Genomic DNA, 24,511 nt, shown 5'->3' with positions numbered 1-24,511 from the left:
GTGGCCCATCGTCGGCCGTGAACTCGCAATCTCGGGTCAGCCTTTGACCCGCCGCCTGGAGGGGCGCATGGCAACGCAGGACCGCCAGCCAACACAGAAAGATGACGAGTCGCTCGACTTCGCCTCGGCCATGACCCAGCTGGAGACACTGGTCGAGCGCCTGGAGTCCGGCGAGCTGACGCTGGAGGAGTCGCTCAAGGCCTTCGAGCAGGGCGTGGCCTTGACGCGAGATGCCCAGAAGCGGCTCGACGAGGCCGAACTCAAGGTGCGCAGCCTGACGGAGAACGCCGACGGTGGCATGCAGCTGTCGCCTTTTGATATCGGGGAGGAACCGGGTGAACGCTGACACCATGCTGGCCCGCTTGGCCGCAGACCGGGCGCGGGTAGACCGCTGCCTCGAGGGGCTGTTCGAACAGCGCCACGTCGTCGAACCCCGGCTCGAGGCGGCGATGCGCCACGGCCTGCTGGTCGGAGGAAAGCGCCTGCGTCCCATCCTGGTCTACGCCGCAGGGCGTGCGCTGGGAGCCGACGACGACGAGCTCGATATCCCCGCCGCCGCGATCGAGCTGATCCACGCCTACTCGCTGGTCCACGATGACCTGCCGGCGATGGACGACGACGACCTGCGACGTGGCCAGCCCACGGTGCACAAGGCCTTCGACGAGGCCTCGGCGATTCTCGCCGGTGACGCCCTGCAGACGCTGGCATTCGAGCTGCTGGCGAGCTCTCGCTCGCCCCGCCTGGGTGCCCTGGTGGCGACCCTGGCCAAGGCGTCTGGTCGCGACGGCATGGCCGCCGGCCAGGCGCTGGATCTGGCGGTGGTGGGCGAACGTCCCGACCTGGCGATGCTGGAAACCATGCACCGCCACAAGACCGGTGCGCTGATTCGCGCCGCGGTTCGCCTCGGTGGGCTGGTGGCGGTGGCCGAGGACGATTCGCGTCTGGGGGCGTTGGACACCTATGCTGCGGCCATGGGCCTGGCGTTTCAGGTGCATGACGACGTGCTGGACGTCACCGGCGACACCGATACCCTCGGCAAGACCTCGGGGGCCGACGCGGCCCGCGACAAGCCGACCTATCCCGCCCTGCTCGGGCTTGACGGCGCCCGAGCCAAGGCCGGTGCGCTGATCGACGAGGCACTCGACGCCATCGCCCCGCTGGGCGAGGCGGCGGCGCCTCTGGCCGGGCTTGCCCGCTACATGATCGAGCGCGATCACTGACGACCACAGGGCTAACATGAAGCTGTTCGACACGATTCCCACCGAGCGGCCGGCGACACCGCTGCTCGATACTCTGGATACCCCGGCTGCGCTGCGTGCCATGAGCGCAGAGCAGCTCAAGCGCGTGGCCGATGAGCTGCGCGCCTACCTGCTGTATAGCGTCGGCGTTTCCGGCGGCCACTTCGGCGCCGGTCTTGGTGTGGTCGAGCTGACCGTGGCGCTGCACCACGCCTTCCGCACGCCCCACGATCGCCTGGTGTGGGACGTGGGCCACCAGGCCTATCCCCACAAGATTCTGACCGGCCGCCGCGAGGCCATGACCAGCATTCGTCGCTACGGTGGTCTGGCCGCCTTTCCCCGGCGTGCCGAGTCGGAGTACGACACCTTTGGCGTCGGCCATTCCAGCACCTCCATCTCGGCGGCTCTGGGCATGGCCCTGGCGGCGCGCACGCAGAAGCAGGAGCGCCGCGTGTGTGCCGTCATCGGCGACGGCGCCCTGACCGCGGGCATGGCCTTCGAGGCCCTGGCCCACGCCGGCCACGTCAACGCCAACCTGCTGGTCGTGCTCAACGACAACGAGATGTCGATCTCCGAGAACGTCGGGGGCGTGGCCAGCTACCTGGCACGGATTCTGGTCAGCAAGCCCTATCTGAGCATGCGTGAGAACGGCAAGCGGGTGCTGTCCCACCTGCCGGGTGCGCTGGAGCTGGCGCGGCGCACCGAGGAGCACGTCAAGGGCATGGTCAGTCCGGCCACCCTGTTCGAGGAGATGGGCTTCAATTATGTCGGGCCCATCGACGGCCACGATATCGACGCCCTGACCGATGCCCTCACCAGCATGCGTGAGCTGGACGGACCTCAGTTTCTGCACGTGAAGACGTGCAAGGGCCGGGGCTTCCTGCCGGCGGAGTCCGATCCCATCGGCTACCACGCCATCACCAAGCTGGAGACGCCGGAGGCCGCCAAGGCCAAGCCCCCGGCGACCGCGTCGAATGCGCCGCCGAAGAAGAAGTACTGCAGCGTGTTCGGCGACTGGATCTGTGACATGGCCGCCGCCGACGAACGTCTGATCGGTATTACCCCGGCCATGCGCGAGGGGTCGGATTTAATCCGTTTCTCCAAGGAGTACCCCGAGCGCTACTACGACGTGGCCATCGCCGAACAGCACTCGGTGACCCTGGCCGCCGGTATGGCCTGCGAGGCAATGAAGCCGGTGGTGGCGATCTACTCGACCTTCCTGCAACGCGGCTATGACCAGTTGATCCATGACGTGGCGGTGCAGGAGCTGGATGTGACCTTCGCCATCGATCGTGCCGGCCTGGTCGGTGAGGATGGCCCGACCCACCATGGCGCCCTGGATTTGACCTACCTGCGCTGCGTACCGGGCATGGTGGTGCTGGCGCCGGCGGACGAGGCCGAGTGTCGCGCCATGCTCAGCGCCGCCTACCATCATCCGGGGCCAGCGGCGGTGCGCTATCCCCGCGGTACCGGTCCCGGTGTGCCCATTCCCGCCGACCTCGAGCCGCTGCCCATCGGCGTGGCCGAGCCGCGGCGTCAGGGCAAGGGCGTGGCGCTGCTGGCCTTCGGTAGCCTCAATGACCCCGCCGGGGTGGTGGCCGAGCGGCTAGACGCCACTCACATCAATATGCGCAGCGTCAAACCGCTGGATCGTGACGCCGTGCTAGAGGCCGCCCGCAACCACGACCTGCTGGTCACCCTGGAAGAAAACGTGGTGGCCGGAGGCGCCGGCAGTGGCGTCAACGAACTGCTGCTGGCCGAGGGTGTCGCCGTGCCGGTGCTCAACCTGGGCCTGCCCGATGTCTTTGCCGAACACGGCAAGCCAGCGGAGCTGCTGCGTGACTGTGGCCTCGATGCCGACGGTATCGAGGCGGCGATTCGTCGCCGTCTGGACAAGCACCGAAAGCGCTGAGCGAGGGTGCCTGCGTCGCGCACGGCGCAAGTATGTTCGTCATGCCATCGGCCCCCGCTCCAGGGGGCCGATGGCGTCTGGGAGCAGGCTCAGCGATGGCTGGCGCTTTCGACCAGGCGCTCGATGACGGACCTGGCGGTGTCAGATGGCGGCGTGTCCACCCCCAGCAAACCCTGCCAGGGGAATACCGAAGCATTGGAGGCCAGGCTGACGCTGATGCTGGCGGAAGCGATGGCGCCGACGATGGCAAGGCGCGTGATCGAGAGTCGCATGGGAGTGTGAACCGAGCGGCTTGAAATGGCGTGCAGTGTCGCGCTTGCAGATGACCATTCGATGAAACAGCGAAGGCTGGACCTTCGCCGCCGGCTCGACGGCGATGGTATGCTGCCTGCTCATACCCCTTTGGCGGGACCTGGCATAGCCGCAACGGTTGGCCAGGGCCGAAACAGAAAAAGACGTGGCGCCGCCGCTTGGCGACGTAGCGCACAAGAGAGGATTTTATGCTGACCATCATCGTGATTGGCGCGGTAGTGGGCTTCCTGGCCGGTGGGCCGCTGGGCATGCTGATCGGCGGCGGTATCGGCTGGTGGCTGGGCGGGCGCCTGCGCGGCGGTCTGATGCTCAGCAAGGGCCTGGCAGAGATGCAGCGTCAGTTCATGGACTCCACCTTTGCGGTGATGGGGGCGGTGTGCCAGGCCGATGGTCAGGTCAGCGGCGAGGAACGCCAGGTCCTGGAGCAATTGCTGGTGCGTCTGCGTCTGCCGGAAAACACCCGTGCCAGCGCCCGCGCCGCCTTCGAGCGCGGGCGCGCCAGTGACTTCGACCTCGACGGCGAGATCGCACGGGTGGCCCGGCTGACGCGCGGGCGCAGTGCGCTGCGCCAGATCTTCCTGCAGGTGCAGCTTTCCGCCATCGCCGCCGATGGGGTGCTGCACCCGGCCGAGCACAGCATGCTGATGCGGGTGGCTCGCGGGCTTGGCTGCAGCGAGGCCGAGATCGCCCAGATCGAGGCCATGCTGCGGGGCGGCGCCTCCCACGGTGCCGGCGCGACCCAGGAGAGCCAGAGCCCGCTGGAAGATGCCTACAAGGTGCTCGGTGTCAGCGACGAGGCCAGTGACGCCGAGGTCAAGCGCGCCTACCGCAAGCTGATGAGCGAGAACCACCCGGACAAGCTGGCCAGTCGTGGCCTGCCCGACAGCATGCGCGAGGTCGCCGAGGCCCGCACCGTGGAGATCGGCAACGCCTACCAGCGTATTCGCCAGGCCCGCGGTCAGGCCTGACGACCCCAGGGCCAAGTGGCACTGGCCTGGCGCCTGACGTCGTTGCCGGCGAGCGCTACACGGCACAGGGCATGAAGGGGGTGGAGGTGGAGACCCGGCGTCCTGACTGAGGCGAGGGCCGTCGGGACGTTGCCTGGTGCATCTCCAGAGAGGGTATCGGCTGTCGGTGTTGGGGAGGCGGGGCGCGGGGTGATGGAGGTATCTGTCGGCGCCGTCACCCGATGTCCGAGGGGAATTTTCAGGGTGGTCAGCTAGCTGCAGGCCGGCACTGGCTTGTACTTCTGGAACGGCGGTTGCGGGGATGTGACAGCGCGGTTGCCGTTTGTGCCGCAAGCGCCTAGGATGCCCCGCTGCCCGCACGACGCCGTCCGGCGTCATCCCCTCGGGCCAAGACCGACAAGAACCCAGGAGACTCCCGATGTCCTTCGGACTCTTATCCCTGTTGCCGCCGCTGCTGGCCATCCTGCTGGCATTGGCGACGCGCAACGTCATTCCCGCGCTGTTCTGCGGCGTCTGGCTCGGGGCGACCATGCTCGCCGGCTACAATCCTGCCGCCGGCCTCTACAACAGTTTTTCTGACTTTATCGTGCCGAGCATCGGCGACGAGTGGAACGCCACCGTGCTGATCTACTGTGGCCTGTTCGGGGTCTTGATCAGCGTGCTGCAGCGTACCGGTGGCGCCCACGCCATCGCCCGCGCCATCTCGCGCAAGGTCGCCAGCGCCCGTGGCGCCCAGGGCAGCACGCTTGGCCTTGGCATGCTGATCTTCTTCGAGGACTATTTCAACGCCCTCACCGTGGGCAGCGTGATGCGTCCGATCACCGATCGCATGAAGGTCTCCCGCGAGAAGCTCGCCTACATCGTCGATTCCACCTCGGCCCCCATGTGCCTGCTGGGCCCGGTGTCCACCTGGGTGGTCTTCGTCATGGGGCTGATCGGCACTCAGCTGGGCGAGATGGAGGTGAGCGGCTCGGAGTACCTGATCTACCTGTCCTCGATTCCGCTGAACTTCTACGCCTGGCTGGCGCTGGGGATGATCTTCTATATCGTCGTCACCCAGTGGGACTTCGGTCCCATGGCGCGGGCAGAACGTCGCGCCCGGGAGACCGGCAAGCTGATGGAAGACACCGCCAAGCCGCCTTCCGAGACCGACGCCATGGAGCTCAAGGCGCCGGAAGACACCGCTCGCAAGCGCAACATGCTGGTGCCGATCGGGGTGTTGCTGGCGATGATTCCGCCGCTGTTTCTGTGGACCGGCAACTTCCCGGAAAATGACCTGGTGACTGCGGTGGGCAACGCCGACGGCGGTCAGTCGATCCTGATCGCCACCCTGGTGGCGGTGATGACGGGGCTGGCCATGGGCATGAGTCAGCGGCTGTTCGACTTCCGCGAGGCCATGGATATCGTGGTCGAGGGCATCAAGAGCATGACCCTGGTCTACATCATCCTGGCGCTGGCCTGGTCCATCGGCAGCGTCACCTCCGAGCTTGGCACCGCCGACTACCTGGTCAGCCTGACCGAGGCCAGCATTCCGCCCAGCCTGGTACCGGTGCTGCTGTTCCTGATCGGCGCCGTGGTGGCCTTCACCACCGGCACCTCCTACGGCACCTTCGCCATCATGATTCCGATCGCCATGCCGGTGGCGGCGGCCATGGACCTGCCCATGGCGCTGGCCATCGCCTCGGTGCTCAGCGGCGGCATCTTCGGCGATCATTGCTCGCCGATTTCCGATACCACCATTCTGTCGTCGGCGGGGTCGAGCTGTGACCATATCGACCATGTGCGCACCCAGCTGCCCTATGCGGTGACAGCCGGTGTCGCAGGACTGGTGGCCTTCTTTGTGGCCGGCGTCACCGGTACCACCTGGATCGGGGCGATCAGTGGCGTCGCAGTGATGTTGACCATCGCGCTGGTGATGAAGGCGCTGTGGCAGCCACGGCAGGTCGATTCCGCGCCTCAGACACGCTGACGCAGGCTCGACGGCCGGGTCGCCGGATCGCTGAGTGCCTGGTCCCGCACCTGGCCCCGTGTCCGGTAGACCCTCCCCCAGGCCCAGCACAAAAAGGCCGAGCACAAAAAGACCCGGCACATAAAAAGGCCCCGCCGACATCACGTCGGCGGGGCCTCTGCGTTGGTACCCGGGGTCCTTACCCGCGGACACCCATCGGATCGGTGCGCTTAGCCGGTGGTGGCCTGACGGGCCAGGTCCAGGTCGTGCTCGCTCATGGCGAAGTCGGTGCGCTTGGCCTGAACCCGCAGCAGCTCCAGCCGGGCATTGGCCATGGCGTTGCTGCCGTTGTCGGCGATATGGGCGTTGCCGACCTGATGGGCGGCCTCCAGCGCGCTGGCGCTGACCTGAGCCAACGGCTCGGCGTTGAGCGCTTGGGCGCGGTCAGTGGCACGGTCGGCCTGGGCGGTCAGCGGCAGGGCAGCGGCGAGCAGGGCAGTAGCGGCGATCTTGGTAGTGGCTTTCATGGTGTCTCTCCTGTAGGCCTGATGGGCTTCTGGGTGAGCCCTTGGCCATCGCGTATGTCGGTTTCAGCGGTCGTCTTGCAGTCTTTGTCGAAGGGCCTTTGTTGCTGGCCTTCGCGATCGTCTGTTGGAGATGACGCCGGGCGTCATTTGGACGTTGCCGGTCATCACCAAGTCAAACGGTCGTTTTAATCTGGTCGGCAAAAATTAGCCGGTGGTGGCCTGACGGGCCAGGTCCAGGTCATGCTCGCTCATGGCGAAGTCGGTACGCTTGGCCTGTTCGCGCAGCAGCTCCAGGCGGGCGTTGGCCATCGCATTGCTGCCGTTGTCGGCGATATGGGCGTTGCCGACCTGATGGGCGGCGTCGAGGGCGGCGACGCTGAGGCTGGACAGCGGCTCGGCGTTGAGCGCCTGGGCACGGTCGCTGGCGCGGTCGGCCTGGGCGGTCAGCGGCAGGGCAGCGGCGAGCAGGGCAGTAGCGGCGATCTTGGTAGTGGCTTTCATGGTGTCTCTCCTATTGGGCCTCGTGGCCCTTGTCTCTCTTGAATTCGACCGATTCAAAATAAAACGGTCGTTTTAATTTTGGTGGCATTTTTTGGCCCCTCAGGGCCTGCCTTTTCTGCAGCTTGTCATCCTTGTCTGCCTGGACCTTGCTGACTCTGTCCTGCGTTCGAAGGATGTATCTAACGGGTACTGCATGAAAACTTGCGGCAATAATATTAACAGGCTAACGGAATGTCAAATACCGATGCGACCTTGGTCTAAGTCGCCTTTACACAGCGCAGCCTAGATGGTCACCGCGACACGCCGTCCGTCCAGCTGCAGAAAGCGAGTGCCCTGGGCATGGTCGCGATGCAGTTGCAGCCTGGCGTTTGCCAGCGTCTTGCCATCATGGGTCGAGGCGGCGGTGTTGCCGATACGCTGACCACCGATGGTCAGAGCCTCGACATCGGCAACTTGCTGCCCCAACACGTCATCGACCAACGGGGCCTGGTCGGTCAAGGGCGATTCGTTCAGGGCCAGGGCGTACTTGGGTGGTGCAGCCTGGGCCAGAGCGGGCAGAGAGGCGACGATCAGGGCAGCGAGGATCAAGGTGGGTTTCATGTCGAAGCTCCTTCCGGTTTCAGCGGGTGGCGTCACCCGCTGTCGATGTGTGTATTTTGTTAGCGTTCTATCGAAAGCGCCAGGTAATCGCTTTTATGGCTTCGATAATGCGGCTCTATTAAAACGGTCGTATGCCTGTAGCGGTGCAAAAACAAAGGCATTTTTTTCTTGCTGTTACTTGGTGGCGGCGCGACCGAGGTCGAGATTGAGCATGAAGTCGGTCATTTCCACATGGCGAGACTGCAGCCGCAGGCGAGCCTTGCGCAGGGCTTCGGTGCTGTCGCTGGCGATGTGGGCATTGATCACTTCATGGCCCTGCTGGGGCATGGCGTCGCGCATGGACAGGGGTTGGCTGTTCAGCGCGCGGGCCAGGTCGGTGGCACGGGCGTCGGCCTGGGCCGTCAGCGGAAGTGTGGTCACGGCGGCAATGGCGGCAATCGAAAGCAGCTTGAGTTTCATGTCGGCACCTCGAAGGTCAAGATCAATGGAGCGTAATGTTGCGTTTGATCTTGAGTCGAGGGTGGGCCGGATTCCTTACGCGGCCTATGACTTTTTTTCGATATCCACGTCGTCAGCCTGGGTAAAGTCACCCAGCGCCATCATGTGGCCGAGCTTGCCTGCCTTGGTGGACAGGTAGTGCTCGTTGTGGGGATTGAGCCCGGTGGTCAGGGCGACGCGTTCCACCACCTGAACGCCGGCCTGGGTCAGGGCGTCGACCTTGCGCGGGTTGTTGGTCATCAGCTTGAGCCCCTCGACACCCAGGTGTTCGAGCATCGGCACGCACAGGTCATAGCGGCGCAGGTCGGCGGCGAAGCCCAGGCGTTCGTTGGCCTCGACGGTGTCGGCCCCCTGGTCCTGCAGGTGGTAGGCGCGAATCTTGTTGAGCAGGCCGATGCCGCGGCCTTCCTGACGCAGGTAGAGGATGACACCGCGGCCTTCGCTGGCGATACGCTTGAGCGCTTCCTGAAGCTGATAGCCGCAGTCGCAGCGCATCGAGAACAGGGCGTCGCCGGTCAGGCATTCAGAGTGCACCCGTCCCAGCACAGGAGCGCCATCGTCGATCTCCCCCAGGGTCAGGGCGATATGATCCTTGCCCGTGGCCTCGTCTTCGAAGCCGTGCATGGTGAAGGTCGCCCAGGGGGTGGGCAGGCGAGAGGCGGCGATAAAGCGAATCGTCACGGGGTACCTCGGAGTCGAAACAACGGCAGCGCCGTCAAGGGGGCGCCCAGTTTATCAGGAAGTCGTGCAAGGCTCACGACACCTTGCCGACGACACAGGGTCGCAGGAGGCCACGCGTTCGGGAGTCATTGCGGTACAATGAGTCGCACATTTTCCCTGGATGACGCCTGCATGGAACTGAAGAACGATCGATTTCTGCGCGCTCTCGCGCGTCAACCGGTGGATCGCACTCCGGTCTGGATGATGCGCCAGGCCGGTCGCTACCTGCCGGAGTACAAGGAAGTGCGCGCCCAGGCGGGAAGCTTCATGGACCTGTGTCGTGATACCGCCCGCGCCTGTGAGGTCACCCTGCAGCCGCTGGAACGCTATCCGCTGGACGCCGCCATCCTGTTCTCCGATATTCTGACCATCCCCGATGCCATGGGGCTGGGCTTGTACTTCGAGACCGGCGAGGGTCCCAAGTTCCGCAAGCCAGTGCGCAGCGCAGAAGACGTGGCCGCGCTGACGGCGCCCGACGCCGAACGCGACCTCGACTACGTGATGCGCGCGGTCTCGACCATCCGTCGCGAGCTCAACGGTCGGGTGCCGCTGATCGGTTTCTCCGGCAGCCCCTGGACCCTGGCGACCTATATGGTCGAAGGCGCCTCCAGCAAGGACTTTCGCCACGTCAAGGGCATGCTCTACTCAAGCCCCGACGTGATGCATCAGCTGCTCGATACCCTGGCCACCGCGGTGACCGACTACCTCAATGCGCAGATCCGAGCTGGCGCACAGGCGGTACAGATCTTCGATACCTGGGGAGGGACGCTGTCCACGCCGGCCTATCGCGAGTTCTCGCTGCGCTACATGGAACAGATCGTGGCGGGGCTGATTCGCGAACAGGATGGGCGCCGGGTACCGGTGATCCTGTTCACCAAGAACGGCGGCCAGTGGCTCGAGGATCTGGCCGACACCGGCGCCGACGCCCTGGGGCTGGACTGGACCACTGAACTGTCCAGCGCGCGCAGCCGGGTGGGCCGCAAGGTGGCACTGCAGGGCAACATGGACCCCAATGTGCTGTTCGCCAACCCTTCGGCGATTCGTGCCGAGGTCGGCCGTATCCTCGACAGCTACGGTCACGGCCCGGGCCACATCTTCAATCTCGGCCACGGCATCAGCCAGTTCACCGACCCCGACAACGTCACCGCCTTCATGGAGGCGCTGCACGAGTTGAGCCCGGCCTATCATGCCCAGATCGCCTCAGGCTGAAGTCTCGGGCAGGCGGTCTGTATTCGGGCGGTGGTGGTGGGGGCTGGCCGCCGCCGCCGCCCTGGTCATCGCCTGGGGCAGTCTGATGCCTGCCAGCGAATTGCCGGAAGACCTGCCCTGGGACAAGGCCAACCATCTGATCGCCTACGCCGGCCTGGCAACACTGCTGGCGTTGGCGAGCGGGCGCAGCGGGCTGTCCATGGCACTGGCGGTGGCCTACGGCGTCGCCATCGAGTTCGCCCAGATCCCGGTACCCGGGCGTCTTGGCGGCGATGTCTGGGACATCGTCGCCAATACCCTGGGTGCGGGGCTCGGTGTCGGGGCGGTCTGGTTGTGGCATCGAGGGCGCCAGCGCGCTCGCCGCTGAAGCTCTGTCCTGAAAAAGCTCTGTGCTGGAAGTCGGCTGACTTTCGGCTAGCTCCCTTGAGCCTCAATGACGCCTGGAAAACGCCCTGAAAGCGTCCAGGCGCACAATGTCGGCCATGCCGGGACACCGAGCCGCGGCGTCATCTCGATCAAAGCGTCGACCGCGTCAGAGACTTGGCTCCTGGCGACTCGGCTTCTGGACCCTTTGTGATTCGGGCTCGCCGGTAGACGAACGGTTCAGGTCGAGGCCGGGCTCGCGATGTCCGCGTTTGCTCAGCGGTTCGGCCTTGCGCGTCACCCGAGCATCGCCGACCACCGCGTCGTCGTCCTCCAGCGGCCGGGCCTGGGAGGTCCAGGCCTTGTCGTCATCATGCACCGCCGGACGACGATCGTAGGAGCGGGTGACCACCGCGCCGGGGGCGAAGCCGGGCCGTTGACTGCCCAGGTGATGGGGCAGCAACCACAGCTCGGCCAGCAGGCGTAGTGCGACCATGGTCAGCAGGGTGAGGCCGGCGCCCAGCGCCAGGGGAGGCCAGCTCTCACTCCAGGTGGTCATGGCGACCCAGGGGGTGCGGGGGATCAGCCACCACAGACCGGCGGCGAGAACGCCGAGCTGTGCAATGAAATGACAGCTCAGCAGGGTGCGCCGGGCCAGTGGGGCGCGGGGAAAGAAGAACTGGCGCATGGTTGAGGTCCTCCAGCAGGGGAACTCGCAGGGCGCCAGGATGGGCGGCCCGCGAGTATCAGCGGTGCGGCGCAGGCAAAGGCGATAACCGGACAGGGCCGCAGGCCGCCGGGGCGTGTAACAGATGCCTGCATGCTACCCCAAAGGAGGCAGGGCTCGTCAGTGTCCGTGGAGGGCGACGCCGGTGTCGCCAATAACCACCAGTTGACGCTGCCGGGGTCCGTTGCCATGGTGACTTTGTACCGGTCATTGTGCCGGGAAGTCTGAACACAGGGAGGCGAGGACCGACCATGACGACGACTTATATCGTGGTAGCCGATGCGTCGCGTGCGCGAATCTTCACTCGGACAGGACGCAAGCTGAATGAAGTCGAGAGCCTGGTGCACGCCGAAGGGCGGCTCCACGAAGGCGATCTGGTGACCGACAAGGGCGGTGACGTACATGAATCCAGTGCTACCGCCTCGCGTCAGGCTGGCGGCGAGGAGGTGGCGACCCAGCACCATGAAGTCATCTTTGCCCGAGAGGTAGCCGATCGACTGTATCGTGCCCGTGTCGACAACAGCATGGAAAAGCTGATCATGGTGGCGCCGCCGCGCTTTCTTGGCCACCTGCGCGACAAGCTCGATGCTCCCACCGCCAAACTGGTCATCCACTCCCTCTCCAAGGATCTGACCAAGGCCGACTGCGACAAGATCACCGACGCCGTCGACGATCTGCGCTGATCTGTGCCGCCCGCCGTCCGCGGCGGGCTCTCTCCTGCATAGCGCTAGTCGTTTCCGTTCAGGGCACCTGCGGCAGATCGATCTCGTCGCTGCGCTGGATCCCCTCCGTCATCTGCCGGCACTGGCGTAGAAATTCGCGCATGCCTGCGGTGAGGTACTTGTGACGGTGCCAGATAAAGGTGAACTGTCGACTCAGGTCCAGTTCCGGCGTGGGCAGTGGGGTCAGGCTGCCACGCCGAAAGGCGTCGCGCAGCGCCAGACGTGAGACACAGCCGATTCCCAGCCCCGACTCCACCGCACGCTTGATGCCCTCGGTATGCTCCAGTTCGAGCAGGATATTGAAGCGACCACGTCGATGGCGGGCTGCCTGTTCGAGGGTCAGGCGCGTGCCTGAGCCCTCCTCTCGCATGATCCAGTCTTCACGCAGCAGGCGGTCGAGCTCCACCGGCCCGCGGTTGGCCAGCGGATGACGGGGCGAACAGAACACCACCAGGTCGTCTTCGACCCAGGGCTGGGTGATGACCTCGTCCTCCTCGCACTGCCCCTCGATCAGCCCCAGGTCGAGCTGGTGATGGCGAACCGCATCGATGATCGAGCGAGTGTTGCGGACCTGCAGCCTTACCCGGCTGCCGGGGTGGCGCTGCATGAAGTCGCTGATCAACAGCGTCGCCAGATAGTTGCCGATGGTCAGGGTGGCGCCGACATCCAGATTGCCGATGCCCTGCTGGCCTCTGAGCAGTTCTTCCACTTCTTCGGCCCGATCGAGCAGGGCGACCGCCTTGGGCAGCAGCTGGAAGCCCAGTGCATTGAGCTTGAGGCGCTTGCCGATGCGATCGAGCAGCTGGCAGTCGAACTGGCGCTCGAGTTCGGACAGCGCGGTACTGGCCGCCGACTGCGACAGGGCCAGGGCGCGCGCCGCCTTGGACACGCTCTCGTGCTGGGCGACCGCAACAAAGACTTCCAGCTGTCGAAGGGTGTAGCGCATGGCACGGGCTCTCCGGCGCGATAGGGGTAAAGACGTCGGCGATGGGCATCTATATCAATGAATTGGATAAGCGTTATCCATACAATCCATTTAACAGATAATATGGCCGGTCTTAGAATTATCCGCAAGACTTGATATCGGGCTTTATTCACTTCAGGAATAAGCCCACGCATTTTAAGGAGTTGGCATGAGCAAGTTTGCCCTGGAAGAAGTGCTGAGCGTTCATCACTGGAACGACTCCCTGTTCACCTTCCGCACGACCCGTGAGCGTAGCCTGCGTTTCAAGAACGGCCAGTTCGTGATGATCGGTCTCGAGGTCAACGGCAAGCCGCTGATGCGTGCCTACTCCGTGGCCAGTCCCAACTACGAGGACCACCTCGAGTTCTTCAGCATCAAGGTACCCGATGGTCCCCTGACCTCTCGCCTGCAGCACCTGCAGGTAGGCGATCAGATCATGGTCAGCCGCAAGCCTACCGGTACCCTGGTATGTGACGACCTGCTGCCTGGGCGCAATCTCTACATGCTGTCCACCGGCACTGGTCTGGCGCCCTTCCTCAGCCTGATCCAGGACCCCGAGGTCTACGAGCGCTTCGAAAAGGTAGTGCTGGTGCACGGCGTGCGCCACGTCAACGAATTGGCCTACGCCGACTTCATCACCAAGGAGTTGCCGGCGCACGAGTACCTGGGCGAGGAGATCAGCGAGAAGCTGGTCTACTACCCCACCGTGACCCGTGAAGACTTCCACACCATGGGCCGCCTGACCGATCACATCCGCACCGGCAAGCTGACCGACGACAAGGGCCTGCCGCCCATCGATCCCAAGCAGGACCGGGCCATGATCTGCGGCAGCCCGGCCATGCTCGACGACACCAGCGCACTGCTCGACGAGCTCGGCTTCAATATTTCTCCGCGCATGGGCGAGCCCGGCGACTACGTCATCGAGCGTGCCTTCGTGGAGAAGTAAGACCCCACGACAGGACGCCGCAAACGACGACGCCGATGGCCACTTGCCATCGGCGTCGTCGTTGGTGCTGGCGGATTGAATCGCCTGCCGGTGTGGCGGTGGTCAGTCGCCGAGAGCCTCGGCGATCTCGCGTTCGCCGTCCAGGAGCACCGTCTCGTGATTACGGATCTTTCGTTGCCCCAATAGATAGACCAGGGCCTGGGCCACGTTGGCTCGGGATATCTGGTTGTTGCCCCCGGTCTCGTCCAGCGACGTGGCCACGCGGCCGGTGGCGTCGTCGTCGGTGAGCCGGCCTGGCTTGACGATGACATGGTCCACCTTGCTGCTGCGCAGGTAAGCATCGGCAGCGAACTTGGCGGCCATGTAGGGCCTGAGCTTCTCCGGCGCCTGCAGCGGCTGCTCGGCACGCATGGCGCTGACCATCAGCATGCGATCCAGCCCCTGGCGGCTGGCCTCGTCCGCCACCCGCGTAGCGGCGTAGAGGTCGATCAACAGCGTCTTGTCGGGCCCGGTGTTCGGGCCGGAGCCGGCGGTGAACAGCACCTGATCGCAACCTTCGAAGGCGGAGGCGAAGTCGTCCTCCAGGTCGGCGACGACCGTCTCGATACCTTGTTGCTCGAACCAGTCGCGTTGCTCGGCGCTACGGATCATGGCGCGAATCGGATGTCCCTGGCGGTGGGCGATGGCGCAGACCTGGCGGCCGATCTGGCCGTTGGCCCCTATCACGAGTGTGGTCATGTCGGCCTCCTTGTCGATACCTGGAAATAACCATGGCGTCGATGGGGAAGACTTTCAACGGGGAGACTTTCAATGGGGAGGCGAATCGATGGCGACGCCGCCCGCAGGCCAGTACCCTGTGCGTCTTTCCCTCACCCACCCGCTCAGGAGCAGCGATGAATCCTCAGGACCTGGAACGCCTGGTTACCTTGCCGATGCCTTTCGGCAAGCATCAAGGTACCTTGATCGCCGATCTGCCCGGGCCTTACCTGGCGTGGTTTGCCCGGGTCGGGTTTCCCCCCGGAGAGATCGGACGCCTGCTGGCGCTGATGCACGAGATCGACCACAACGGCCTGAGCGACCTGCTGGAGCCGTTGCGACGCCGCGGCTGAGCGGCGCCACCTGGCGGGGAGAACCGGTCGCCGTCGTCAGACAGCGTCCTTGTCGGTCTAGCTCAGACAGCGTCCTTGTCAGTCGAGCTCAGACAGTATCCTTGTCGGTCTCGCCGCGTCGGATACGAATGACCTGCTCGAGGGGGGTGGCTAAAGACAGCTGCCATCACCGGTCAGCCCGCGCCCTTGTCGGTCTAGCTCAGACAGCGTCCTTGTCGGTCGAGGTCAGACAGCATCCTTGTCGGTCTCGCCGGTACGGATACGAATGACTTGTTCAAGGGGAGTGACGAAGATCTTGCCATCACCGATCTTGCCGGTGTTGGCGACCTGGACGATGGCTTCGATGACCTGCTCGGTCATACCGTCGTCGACCGCCACCTCAAGCTTCACCTTGGGCAGAAAGTCGACCACGTACTCGGCTCCCCGGTACAGCTCGGTGTGGCCCTTCTGACGGCCAAAGCCCTTCACTTCAGTGACGGTGATGCCCTGAACACCGATCTCGGAGAGCGACTCGCGGACGTCGTCGAGCTTGAATGGCTTGATAATCGCGGTCACCAGTTTCATGGCGGGTTCCTCATCCTGTCCGTGTGGGGGCGGCGTCGGTCGTGCCTGGCGCCAACCCGTTGGCGGCGCGCCGTTGCGCCTGTCCTGACTAGTGTGACAAAGCATACCCCTGGCGAACAGCAATAAAAAAGGCCCCCGAAGGGGCCAGGAGGAGCACGCCAGCTCACTGGTGTCGCGGGTAAGCTCAGGCTTACTTCTTGGCGACGTTAAACTCGGGGTAGGCTTCGAGACCACATTCGGCCAGGTCGACGCCTTCGTATTCTTCTTCTTCGCTGACACGCACACCCATGATTGCCTTGATGATCAGCCACACGACCAGGCTAGCGGTGAAGACCCAGGCGAAGATGCCGATGATGCCGAGCATCTGTGCGCCGAAGGTGGCGTCGGCGTTGTTCAGCGGGACCGCCAGGACACCCCAGATACCGGCCACACCGTGGGCGGAGATGGCACCGACCGGATCGTCCAGGCGCAGCTTGTCGAGGACCACGATGGCGACCACCACCAGGACACCGCCGACTGCACCGATCAGGGTGGCGCCGAGGGCCGTGGAGGACAGCGGGTCGGCGGTAATGGAGACCAGGCCAGCGATGGCGCCGTTCAGGGCCATGGTCAGGTCGGCCTTGCGGAACCAGATCTTTGCCAGGATCAGCGCGGCGATGACACCCCCGGCGGCGGCAGCGTTGGTGTTTACCAGCACCTGGGCCATGTTGTTGGCGGAAGACACGTCGGAGAGCTTGAGCTCGGAGCCGCCGTTGAAGCCGAACCAGCCCAGCCACAGGACGAAGGTACCCAGGGTCGCCAGCGGCATGTTGGCACCGGGGATGGCGTAGATGGCGCCGTTCTTGCCGTACTTGCCCTTGCGCGGACCGAGCACCAGCACACCGGCCAGGGCTGCAGCGGCACCCGCCATGTGGACAATGCCGGAACCTGCGTAGTCGGAGAAGCCTGCTTCGGACAACCAGCCGCCGCCCCAGGTCCAGTAGCCGGAGACCGGATAGATCACGGCGGTCATGACCACGGCGAAGGCCAGGAAGGCCCACAGTTTCATGCGCTCGGCGACAGCGCCGGAGACGATCGACATGGCGGTGGCCACGAACACGACCTGGAAGAAGAAGTCGGCGCGGGCCGAGTAGTAGGGCGCGTCTTCACCACCTGCCAGCACCGCATCGACGCTGTTTTCGGCGCCGATCAAGAAGCCGAGGTTGGGGATGAAGCCGCCGGCGTCGGAGGAGTACATCAGGGCGTAGCCCACCAGCAGATACATGGTGCAGGCGACCGCGAACAGCACGATGTTCTTGGTCAGAATCTCGGCGGTGTTCTTGGCCCGGACCAGGCCGGCCTCGAGCATTGCAAAACCGGCGGCCATCCACATGACCAGGGCGCCGCAGATAAGGAAGTAGAAGGTGTCCAGCGCGTAGCTGAGTTCACTGATATCGACCATGGAAGTGTCTCGCTATATTTTTATCGGAAGTCGGGTCAGGGGACGGGGATCAGACCGCGTCGGAGCCGCGCTCGCCGGTGCGAATGCGGATGACGTCTTCCAGCGGCGTGACGAACACCTTGCCGTCACCGATCTTGCCGCTGTTGGCCGCGTTGCAGATGGCTTCCAGCACGCTGTCCAGTCGGGCCTCGTCGATTGCAACCTCGACCTTCACCTTGGGCAGAAAGTCGACGACATACTCGGCGCCGCGGTATAGCTCGGTGTGGCCCTTCTGGCGGCCGAAGCCCTTGACCTCGGTCACGGTGATGCCCTGGACGCCGTTGTCGGCCAGCGCCTCGCGGACGTCGTCCAGCTTGAAGGGCTTGATGATGGCGGTGATCAGTTTCATGGCATGGCTCCCTACGTGCATAAGGTGGCGGCTTGTTTCCGCTCGGTGCATGGATATCTATGCATAGCGATATACGTGCCATAAATTTGGCAAAAGCTTTGTTTACAATGGCTTGTGGTTGTTTTGGAAAGCGAGAGACGAAAAACACCCGCGAGTTTGCGGCACTGCATCAAAGTTAATGCACTGTTTTGGTGCTGGCGCGTATTGGTGGTGCGTCATTGGCGAGCATGCTGTGCCGGGCCGCGTGCTGCGTCGCGTGCCGGGGCGCGTGATAGGTATCAGGGAGTCGCCAATGCGCCGGGCGTCGCTGGGCAAGGGCCACGAAGCATGCGTTGGGCGCCCGGCTTGCGTATCCTGTCGGCAACGGAGTTCCCATCGACGTTTCAAGGAGAGCCATCATGGTCAGTCAGGATCGCATCAGCCGTTTGGCACAGCAGATCGGCGAGCGCTTGCAGGGCGCCTCCCAGGCCCCGGAAGACATCCAGAAGGGGGTCCAGCAGGTGGTGCGTGGCGCCTTCGATCGTCTCGAACTGGTGTCACGCGAGGATTTCGACATCCTCATGGACGTGTTGCAGCGCACCCGCTCCCGGGTCGAGGCGCTGGAAAAGCAGGTAGCGGCGCTGGAGAGCCTGGTCGAGGAACGTGCAGCGCCCGCTGGCGAAGCGACCGCGGCGCCTGCCGTGGCCGAGGAAGCCGCCGAGGTACCGGTGCCGCCGGTGCCGGAACAGGGCAAGCAGGACGAGGCATCGAGCGGTTCAGCCGACAAGCCCTCCGCCTGAGGCTTCAGACGCAGAACGTCACAAGATATGCCGGCCCGCCCTGGCGGGGGGCCGGCATGGGGCGCCGGTGAGGTGGGCGTGCTCTACTGGTCATGAGCCTTCCGTCAGGCAGGGAGCCCATGACGCTTGCCATCATTGCCACCCGTGCGGGACTGGGGCTGGACGCCCCCGAGGTGCAGGTCGAGGTACACCTGGCCAACGGCCTGCCGGGCATGACCCTGGTCGGCCTGCCCGAGACCGCAGTGCGCGAAAGCCGCGAACGGGTGCGCAGCGCCCTCGCCACCTGCGGCCTCGACTACCCGCTACGCCGTATTACCCTGAATCTTGCTCCCGCCGATCTGCCCAAGGAGGGTGGACGCTTCGATTTGCCCATCGCGCTGGGTCTGCTGGTGGCTTCCGGCCAGTTGCCCGCCGCCGCACTGGAGGGTGTCGAGTGCGCCGGCGAACTGGCCCTCGATGGCCGGTTGCGGCCGGTAGCCGGCATGCTGCCCTTCGCCATGGCCACCCGTCAGGCCGGGCGGCGCCTGATCCTGCCCGAGGCCAACGCCGATGAGGCGGCCCTGGTCAATGGACTGGAGGTGCTGCCGGCGGCGCACCTGCTCGACGTCGTCGCCCACCTGGTCGGGCGCATTCCCCTCGTTGCCCACCCACCCGCCGCACCGCCGCAAGACGGGCCTGCGGCGCTGGATCTGTGCGATGTGCGTGGCCAGTATCAGGCCCGACGAGCGCTGGAGGTGGCGGCGGCGGGTGGGCACAACCTGCTGTTTGCCGGGCCGCCCGGCACCGGCAAGACGTTATTGGCCAGCCGACTGCCCGGGCTCTTGCCACCGCTTGGCGATGACGAGGCGCTGGAGGTAGCGGCGATTCGCTCGGTGTGCGCGCTTCCCCTGTCCGATGGCTTTGGCCGTCGTCCGTTTCGTTCGCCCCACCACACCGCCAGCGCGGTCTCGCTGGTCGGTGGCGGCTCGCGTCCGCGGCCCGGCGAGATCTCGCTGGCCCATCGCGGCGTGCTGTTTCTCGACGAGCTGCCGGAGTTCAGTCGCCAGGTGCTGGAGGTATTGCGCGAGCCGCTGGAAAGCGGCGAGATCCATATCGCCAGGGCCAGCCACGAGCGGCGCTTTCCCGCCCGATTTCAACTCGTTGCCGCAATGAATCCTTGCCCCTGCGGCCATCTGGGGGATCCGCGCCAGGACTGTGTATGCACCGCGTCCCAGATCCAGCGCTATCAGGCGCGCCTGTCCGGCCCTTTGCTCGATCGCATCGACCTGCAGGTGGAGGTGCCGGCGCTGCCGGTGGAACAGTTGACGTCGCATCAGCCGGGGGAAAGCACCGAGATGGTGCGCCGACGCGTGATGGCGGCGCGTCAGCGTCAGCAGCAGAGGGGAGTGCTCAACGCCCAGCTCGCCGGGGCCGCGCTGGAGCGAGCCTGCGCCCTGGAGGTGGCCGAGCGCACCTGGCTGGCGCAGTCGCTTGAGCGCCTGCGGCTGTCCGCCCGGGCCTACCACCGGGTACTGCGGGTGGCGCTGACCCTGGCCGACCTGGCCGGGCGCGAGCGTCCGTGCCGTGACGACCTGATCGAGGCCATCGGCTATCGACAGCTGGATCGGCTGTTGCGCAAGGGCTGACGGGCGCCGCACGGTCGCTCCATGCACCCGTTATCGCCAGGCATAGCGCCTGCCCGGGTCCAGGCTTCGCCCGAGAAGTTGACGAGCGCAGGCACTTTTCAGCAAGCCCTAGAGCGCGTCGGCGTCGAAGGCGCCGCTGATGACCGTGGACCACAGCGCGGCACCGTCGCCGGGGCGGCGCAGGCGGAGTTCGAAGCGGTAGGGCAAAAGCTCGCGGTCAGACAGCGTCAGGCGTGGGCCATCGGCGATCAGTCGGCTATCGACCAGCCATTGATTGGTATCGGCGGCGGGGGTATCACCGGGCTGCCAGTCCAGCACCTGGGGGCCGTCGTCGATCGCCAGCAGGCCACGGGTCAGGCTCTCCTGGACACGGCCGACGCCGAGCTCCAGCCTTTCGTCGACCTTGGGCGGGGACAGCAGCAGCACCTGATCGGCCAGGGTTTCCCCTGCCAGGGCCGGCGCCTCGGCGACCCGCTCGGCCGCCTGTTGGCCAAGGCCCAGCAGCGCCTGGCGCAGCGTCTCGGGGCGCTCGGGGGCGCTGGCACAGCCGGCCAGCCAGACCAGCAGCACCAGCGCCAGCCAGGGCAGCAAGGAGGCGTGGCTGCCGGCGCGGTGTACCGTCTGTCGGGTCACGCGTCTGGGCATTGAGATGACATCCTTTTCGGTAGAGGCCCTTCACTGAGCTGTTGTTCCAGAAATTGGCGCACTTCGGCGAAAAGGTCCAGGCGGATGGCCTCGGCCTCGTTGACCAGATGGTGGCGGGCTTGCGGGTGACAGCAGATGTGCGCGCCGGGAAACTTCTTGCCGAGTACCGCCAGATTCCAGGGCCCGTCCACCGTCAGGTCCTTCTCGCCTTGCAGGATCAGGGTCGGTAGCTGGCACGGGGGCAGCTGCATCAGGCGGGGCATCCAGCGGCGCATGGCGCTGACCCAGCCGGTGGGCAGGCGCACGGGCTGGAGCGGGTCCTGTTCGCGCAGAAAGGTGGCGAAGTCGTCATCATTGGTGTTCGCCCTAAACTTGCGCGGCACGCTGGAGACAAAGGGGCTGACCAGGCGATGGACCCAGGCTGCTCGGGTCCAGCCCCAGGGTCTGACCAGGGGCGCCAGCAGCACCAGCGCCGACCAGTGGCCGTCATCGCCCCGGCTCAGGGCATCGGTGGCCAGGATGGCGCCGCCGGTGCTCTGACCGACGCCGACCCAAGGTCCCTGGGCCAGGCCGGCTTCGCTCAGGTGCTGTTGAAGCGTACGCAGGCAGTCGCCGTAGTCGGCAAAGTCGTCGATGTCGGCACGATCCCCACTGGACAGCCCGTGTCCCGGCAGATCCCACAGCACCACCGTGAGCTCGAGTTCCAGCAGCAGCTCGAGCAGGTGGCGGTACAGGCCCAGGTGGTCGTAGTAGCCGTGAACCACCACCGCGGTGCCCCGAGGGCGGGGTGGGCGCCATACCTGAGTCCACAGGCGGAAGCGTGGCGTCTCGATATTACCCGCGTGCAGCGTTACCCCTTCGGTGAGCAGGACATCGAGCCGATAGTGCGCCAGATAGCGTTCAAGGGTCGTTGCCATGGCCGGGGCGGCTGTCGCCACCAAGCCTTCGCCTTGTCTTGCCACCGGGGTCAGCCGTTCGATGGTCTCAAGGGGCGTGTAGTCGGTCATAGCGTCCTCCGCTGGGAAGGGGCGGTGGCGTGCGTTGCTCGGCACTCGGTTGTGCTGGGACGGTCAGATGGCGTGGAGGGTAGCGCCATCACCCTGCGCCTGGTTGCACCCTGACCAATCGTTGGCCACCTGCTTCTTCTGACACCGTCCGGAGGCCGTCGTTGCTCACCTGTGCCATGGAGGTATGGCCTTCGGCGTCAGATGAGGGAGTCGCCAGCACACGTCAACACCTTCCTGTCTGGGCTTCCTTGCCTGTTCCATGCTAGCGACCCAGCGAGTTCGGCACCACTGTTTCCCAATCGACAAGGCCCTCGACAGCTCATCATTTGGTCTAGCCTTGAGCGGTAGAGCGGGGTTTTCGGTTTACAAATGGAATGATTTTCCACAAAATCATTCTGGAGCAGTCACCTTTTCCCCTGTCCGGCTGGAAGGTGCCAGGGGGGCACCCAAGGCCCAACGAGGAGCTAGACCCAATGACGCAACGCATTTCTCGCCATCGCCTGCAGGTGGCCGCCGAGCTGGACCAGTTCATCACCGAACAGGCGCTGCCTGGCACGGGGATCGATGCCGATGCCTTCTGGAAGGGCGTCGATGCCATCTTCCACGACCTGACGCCGACCAACCAGGCCCTGCTGGCCGAGCGCGACGCGCTGCAGCAGAAACTCTCGGCCTGGCACAGTGAGCACCCGGGGCCGGTCAACGACATGGCCGCCTACCAGGCCTTCCTCAAGGAAATCGGCTATCTGGTCGATCCGCCGGCCAAGGTCGAGGTGACCACCGAAAACGTGGATCGCGAGATCGCTTCCCAGGCGGGCCCCCAGCTGGTGGTGCCGGTGAACAACGCACGCTACTCGCTGAACGCCGCCAACGCGCGTTGGGGTAGCCTCTACGACGCGCTGTACGGCACCGACGTGATCAGCGAAGAGGATGGCTGCGAGAAGGGCTCGAGCTTCAACCCCAAGCGCGGCGAGAAGGTCGTGGCCTACGCCCGCAATGTGCTGGACCAGGCGGCACCGCTGGCGACCGGCTCCCACCGTGACGCGGTCAAGTACTTCCTGCGCGATGGCCACCTGGTGGTGTCTCTGGACGGCGGCCGCGAGACCGGCCTGAAGGAGCCGGGCAAGCTGGTGGGCTACCAGGGCGACGCCTCCGCGCCGAGTGCCGTGCTGCTGTCCCACCATGGCCTGCATCTGGAAATCCAGGTCGATGACAGCCACCCCATCGGCAAGACCGACCCGGCCCACGTCAAGGACGTGGTGGTGGAAGCCGCGCTGACCTCCATCATGGACTGCGAAGACTCCGTGGCGGCGGTGGATGCCGAGGACAAGGTGGGCGTCTACGCCAGCTGGCTGGGTCTGATGAAGGGTGACCTCACCGCCGAGGTGGCCAAGGGCGGCAGTTCCTTCACCCGTCGCCTGAATCCGGATCGCGACTACGTCACGCCGGATGGTTCCGAGCTGACCCTGCCGGGACGCTCGCTGCTGTTCGTGCGCAACGTGGGTCACCTGATGACCAACCCGGCGGTGCTCGACGCCGACGGCAACGAAATGCCCGAGGGCATTCTCGACGCCATCATGACGTCGCTGATCGCCCTGCATGACCTCAACAAGGGTGACGATCAGCCGCGCAACTCGCGCACCGGCTCCGTCTATATCGTCAAGCCGAAGATGCACGGTCCCAAGGAAGTGGCCTTCGCCAACACCCTGTTCGGGCGTGTCGAAGACCTGCTGGGCATGGCCCGCAATACCCTCAAGATGGGCATCATGGACGAGGAGCGCCGCACCTCGGTCAACCTCAAGGCCTGCATCAACGAGGCCACCAGCAGGGTGGTGTTCATCAACACCGGCTTCCTCGATCGCACCGGTGACGAGATGCACACCGCCATGGAGGCGGGCCCCATGCTGCGCAAGGGCGACATGAAGGGCGCCGACTGGATTCAGGCCTACGAGCGCAGCAACGTGCTGGTCGGACTGGCCTGCGGCCTGCGCGGACGCGCCCAGATCGGCAAGGGCATGTGGGCCATGCCGGACCTGATGGCGGCGATGATCGAGCAGAAGATCGGCCACCCCAAGTCGGGCGCCAACACCGCCTGGGTGCCGTCTCCCACCGCTGCAGCGCTGCATGCCCTGCACTACCACCAGGTCGACGTGGCCCAGGTCCAGCGCGAACTCGAGGAACTGGACGAAAGCGAGCAGCGCGACGATCTGCTCAAGGCGCTGCTGACCGTGCCGGTGGTCGCCTCCGCCGACTGGAGCGACGACGAGATCCAGCAGGAGCTCGACAACAACTGTCAGGGCATCCTCGGCTACGTGGTGCGCTGGGTCGAGCAGGGCGTCGGCGCCTCCAAGGTGCCTGACATCCACGACGTGGGCCTGATGGAAGATCGCGCTACCCTGCGGATCTCCAGCCAGCACATTGCCAACTGGCTGTACCACGGCGTAGTCGACGCGGCGCGTGTGGAAGAGACCCTCAAGCGCATGGCCAAGGTGGTGGACGGTCAGAACGAAGGCGACCCGGCCTACACCCCGATGAGCCCTGACTTCGACAAGTCCACCGCCTTCCAGGCGGCCAGCGACCTGATCTTCAAGGGGCGTGAGCAGCCGGCCGGCTACACCGAACCGCTGCTGCACCACTGGCGTCAGGTCCACAAGGCGAAGTAACACACTCGGGACGCCACCGAGTACGCCAAGCAAACGCCGCGATCCAGACGGCGGTTCCCTGGACACACCCCCGGGCCTCCCCGGGGGTGTGTCGTTGTGTCGAGGGGAAAGCGCACAGCAGCGAGGGCGTTGAGGCGT

27 protein-coding genes are annotated in these 24,511 nt (G+C 65.3%); 13 read left to right on the top strand and 14 right to left on the bottom strand.

Annotated elements, in window-relative coordinates; translation table 11 throughout:
* Positions 1-67 precede the first annotated feature (67 nt).
* Genes C6W88_RS06350 through dxs form a run of 3 tightly spaced genes read left to right on the top strand, consistent with a single transcriptional unit; the run spans position 68 to position 3,150 of the window.
* Complete coding sequence (locus C6W88_RS06350) at positions 68-346, top strand: exodeoxyribonuclease VII small subunit (protein ID WP_045993891.1); 279 nt, start codon at positions 68-70, stop codon at positions 344-346.
* Positions 347-350: 4 nt separating this feature from the next.
* Positions 351-1,220 carry a (2E,6E)-farnesyl diphosphate synthase gene (ispA, locus tag C6W88_RS06345; protein WP_045993952.1) on the top strand — a complete coding sequence of 290 codons (870 nt, stop codon included), beginning with the start codon at positions 351-353 and terminating at the stop codon, positions 1,218-1,220.
* A gap of 16 nt (positions 1,221-1,236) precedes the next feature.
* Positions 1,237-3,150: a 1-deoxy-D-xylulose-5-phosphate synthase gene (dxs, locus tag C6W88_RS06340; protein WP_108131887.1), complete on the top strand. Its 1,914-nt coding sequence runs from the start codon at positions 1,237-1,239 to the stop codon at positions 3,148-3,150.
* Positions 3,151-3,239: 89 nt separating this feature from the next.
* Here dxs and C6W88_RS06335 read toward each other — a convergent pair whose 3' ends face one another.
* Positions 3,240-3,422: a hypothetical protein gene (locus C6W88_RS06335; RefSeq protein WP_108131886.1), complete on the bottom strand. Its 183-nt coding sequence runs from the start codon at positions 3,420-3,422 to the stop codon at positions 3,240-3,242.
* A 228-nt stretch (positions 3,423-3,650) separates the two neighbouring features.
* Between C6W88_RS06335 and djlA the strand changes: the two genes are divergently transcribed.
* Positions 3,651-4,430, top strand: coding sequence for a co-chaperone DjlA (djlA, locus tag C6W88_RS06330; protein ID WP_108131885.1), 780 nt, complete (start codon positions 3,651-3,653; stop codon positions 4,428-4,430).
* 418 nt (positions 4,431-4,848) lie between these two features.
* Positions 4,849-6,399 carry a Na+/H+ antiporter NhaC family protein gene (locus tag C6W88_RS06325; RefSeq protein WP_108131884.1) on the top strand — a complete coding sequence of 517 codons (1,551 nt, stop codon included), beginning with the start codon at positions 4,849-4,851 and terminating at the stop codon, positions 6,397-6,399.
* 209 nt (positions 6,400-6,608) lie between these two features.
* Here C6W88_RS06325 and C6W88_RS06320 read toward each other — a convergent pair whose 3' ends face one another.
* The 5 genes from C6W88_RS06320 to ribA all read right to left on the bottom strand — a co-directional run bounded on the left by C6W88_RS06320 (position 6,609) and on the right by ribA (position 9,185).
* The gene (locus C6W88_RS06320; RefSeq protein WP_045993896.1) at positions 6,609-6,905 is read right to left on the bottom strand and encodes a hypothetical protein; all 297 of its coding nucleotides are present in this window, start codon (positions 6,903-6,905) and stop codon (positions 6,609-6,611) included.
* A gap of 204 nt (positions 6,906-7,109) precedes the next feature.
* Complete coding sequence (locus C6W88_RS06315; RefSeq protein WP_108131883.1) at positions 7,110-7,406, bottom strand: hypothetical protein; 297 nt, start codon at positions 7,404-7,406, stop codon at positions 7,110-7,112.
* 282 nt (positions 7,407-7,688) lie between these two features.
* Positions 7,689-8,006 (bottom strand): hypothetical protein, encoded by a 318-nt coding sequence (locus C6W88_RS06310; protein ID WP_108131882.1) that lies wholly within the window; start codon positions 8,004-8,006, stop codon positions 7,689-7,691.
* 174 nt (positions 8,007-8,180) lie between these two features.
* A complete protein-coding gene (locus tag C6W88_RS06305) occupies positions 8,181-8,465 on the bottom strand; it encodes a hypothetical protein (protein WP_045993899.1) in 285 nt (94 codons plus the stop codon).
* An 84-nt stretch (positions 8,466-8,549) separates the two neighbouring features.
* A complete protein-coding gene (ribA, locus tag C6W88_RS06300; protein ID WP_045993900.1) occupies positions 8,550-9,185 on the bottom strand; it encodes a GTP cyclohydrolase II in 636 nt (211 codons plus the stop codon).
* A gap of 171 nt (positions 9,186-9,356) precedes the next feature.
* Between ribA and hemE the strand changes: the two genes are divergently transcribed.
* Together hemE and C6W88_RS06290 are read left to right on the top strand one after the other, a co-directional pair.
* A complete protein-coding gene (gene hemE / locus C6W88_RS06295; RefSeq protein ID WP_108131917.1) occupies positions 9,357-10,433 on the top strand; it encodes a uroporphyrinogen decarboxylase in 1,077 nt (358 codons plus the stop codon).
* The gene (locus C6W88_RS06290) at positions 10,411-10,800 is read left to right on the top strand and encodes a VanZ family protein (RefSeq protein WP_108131881.1); all 390 of its coding nucleotides are present in this window, start codon (positions 10,411-10,413) and stop codon (positions 10,798-10,800) included. Before hemE ends, C6W88_RS06290 begins: the two co-directional genes overlap by 23 nt.
* Positions 10,801-10,965: 165 nt before the next feature.
* Here the strand turns inward: C6W88_RS06290 and C6W88_RS06285 are convergent, their stop codons facing one another.
* Complete coding sequence (locus tag C6W88_RS06285) at positions 10,966-11,484, bottom strand: hypothetical protein (protein WP_045993901.1); 519 nt, start codon at positions 11,482-11,484, stop codon at positions 10,966-10,968.
* A gap of 290 nt (positions 11,485-11,774) precedes the next feature.
* Between C6W88_RS06285 and C6W88_RS06280 the strand changes: the two genes are divergently transcribed.
* A complete protein-coding gene (locus C6W88_RS06280) occupies positions 11,775-12,206 on the top strand; it encodes a host attachment protein (RefSeq protein WP_045993902.1) in 432 nt (143 codons plus the stop codon).
* A gap of 58 nt (positions 12,207-12,264) precedes the next feature.
* On the opposite strand, the gene C6W88_RS06275 is transcribed toward C6W88_RS06280, so the two are convergent.
* Positions 12,265-13,191: a LysR family transcriptional regulator gene (locus C6W88_RS06275; RefSeq protein ID WP_045993903.1), complete on the bottom strand. Its 927-nt coding sequence runs from the start codon at positions 13,189-13,191 to the stop codon at positions 12,265-12,267.
* 187 nt (positions 13,192-13,378) lie between these two features.
* On the opposite strand from C6W88_RS06275, the gene C6W88_RS06270 reads away from it, so the two are divergent.
* Entirely contained in the window at positions 13,379-14,155 is a 777-nt protein-coding gene (locus tag C6W88_RS06270) for a ferredoxin--NADP reductase (protein WP_045993904.1), read from the top strand.
* A 102-nt stretch (positions 14,156-14,257) separates the two neighbouring features.
* Here the strand turns inward: C6W88_RS06270 and C6W88_RS06265 are convergent, their stop codons facing one another.
* Positions 14,258-14,893: an SDR family oxidoreductase gene (locus C6W88_RS06265; protein ID WP_045993905.1), complete on the bottom strand. Its 636-nt coding sequence runs from the start codon at positions 14,891-14,893 to the stop codon at positions 14,258-14,260.
* A 155-nt stretch (positions 14,894-15,048) separates the two neighbouring features.
* Between C6W88_RS06265 and C6W88_RS06260 the strand changes: the two genes are divergently transcribed.
* Entirely contained in the window at positions 15,049-15,264 is a 216-nt protein-coding gene (locus tag C6W88_RS06260) for a DUF3820 family protein (RefSeq protein ID WP_045993906.1), read from the top strand.
* A gap of 225 nt (positions 15,265-15,489) precedes the next feature.
* Here C6W88_RS06260 and glnK read toward each other — a convergent pair whose 3' ends face one another.
* The 3 genes from glnK to C6W88_RS06245 form a co-directional block, all read right to left on the bottom strand.
* Entirely contained in the window at positions 15,490-15,828 is a 339-nt protein-coding gene (gene glnK / locus C6W88_RS06255; protein ID WP_045993907.1) for a P-II family nitrogen regulator, read from the bottom strand.
* 190 nt (positions 15,829-16,018) lie between these two features.
* The gene (locus C6W88_RS06250; protein WP_108131880.1) at positions 16,019-17,269 is read right to left on the bottom strand and encodes an ammonium transporter AmtB; all 1,251 of its coding nucleotides are present in this window, start codon (positions 17,267-17,269) and stop codon (positions 16,019-16,021) included.
* 49 nt (positions 17,270-17,318) lie between these two features.
* Complete coding sequence (locus C6W88_RS06245; RefSeq protein ID WP_045993909.1) at positions 17,319-17,657, bottom strand: P-II family nitrogen regulator; 339 nt, start codon at positions 17,655-17,657, stop codon at positions 17,319-17,321.
* Between the two features lie 398 nt (positions 17,658-18,055).
* Here C6W88_RS06245 and C6W88_RS06240 point away from each other — a divergent pair, with 398 nt between their 5' ends.
* Together C6W88_RS06240 and C6W88_RS06235 are read left to right on the top strand one after the other, a co-directional pair.
* The gene (locus C6W88_RS06240; protein WP_045993910.1) at positions 18,056-18,436 is read left to right on the top strand and encodes an accessory factor UbiK family protein; all 381 of its coding nucleotides are present in this window, start codon (positions 18,056-18,058) and stop codon (positions 18,434-18,436) included.
* 119 nt (positions 18,437-18,555) lie between these two features.
* On the top strand, positions 18,556-20,061 hold the full coding sequence (locus C6W88_RS06235; RefSeq protein WP_108131879.1) for a YifB family Mg chelatase-like AAA ATPase: 1,506 nt from the start codon (positions 18,556-18,558) through the stop codon (positions 20,059-20,061).
* A 108-nt stretch (positions 20,062-20,169) separates the two neighbouring features.
* Here C6W88_RS06235 and C6W88_RS06230 read toward each other — a convergent pair whose 3' ends face one another.
* Both C6W88_RS06230 and C6W88_RS06225 read right to left on the bottom strand, forming a co-directional pair.
* Complete coding sequence (locus tag C6W88_RS06230; protein WP_231498548.1) at positions 20,170-20,706, bottom strand: hypothetical protein; 537 nt, start codon at positions 20,704-20,706, stop codon at positions 20,170-20,172.
* Positions 20,691-21,713 (bottom strand): alpha/beta hydrolase, encoded by a 1,023-nt coding sequence (locus tag C6W88_RS06225; protein WP_052704447.1) that lies wholly within the window; start codon positions 21,711-21,713, stop codon positions 20,691-20,693. Before C6W88_RS06225 ends, C6W88_RS06230 begins: the two co-directional genes overlap by 16 nt.
* Positions 21,714-22,186: 473 nt before the next feature.
* Here C6W88_RS06225 and C6W88_RS06220 point away from each other — a divergent pair, with 473 nt between their 5' ends.
* Complete coding sequence (locus C6W88_RS06220; RefSeq protein WP_108131878.1) at positions 22,187-24,373, top strand: malate synthase G; 2,187 nt, start codon at positions 22,187-22,189, stop codon at positions 24,371-24,373.
* Positions 24,374-24,511: the final 138 nt, after the last annotated feature.

Source organism: Halomonas litopenaei, from assembly GCF_003045775.1.
Lineage (GTDB): Bacteria > Pseudomonadota > Gammaproteobacteria > Pseudomonadales > Halomonadaceae > Halomonas > Halomonas litopenaei.
This window is presented reverse-complemented; position numbering and strand designations above follow the sequence as displayed.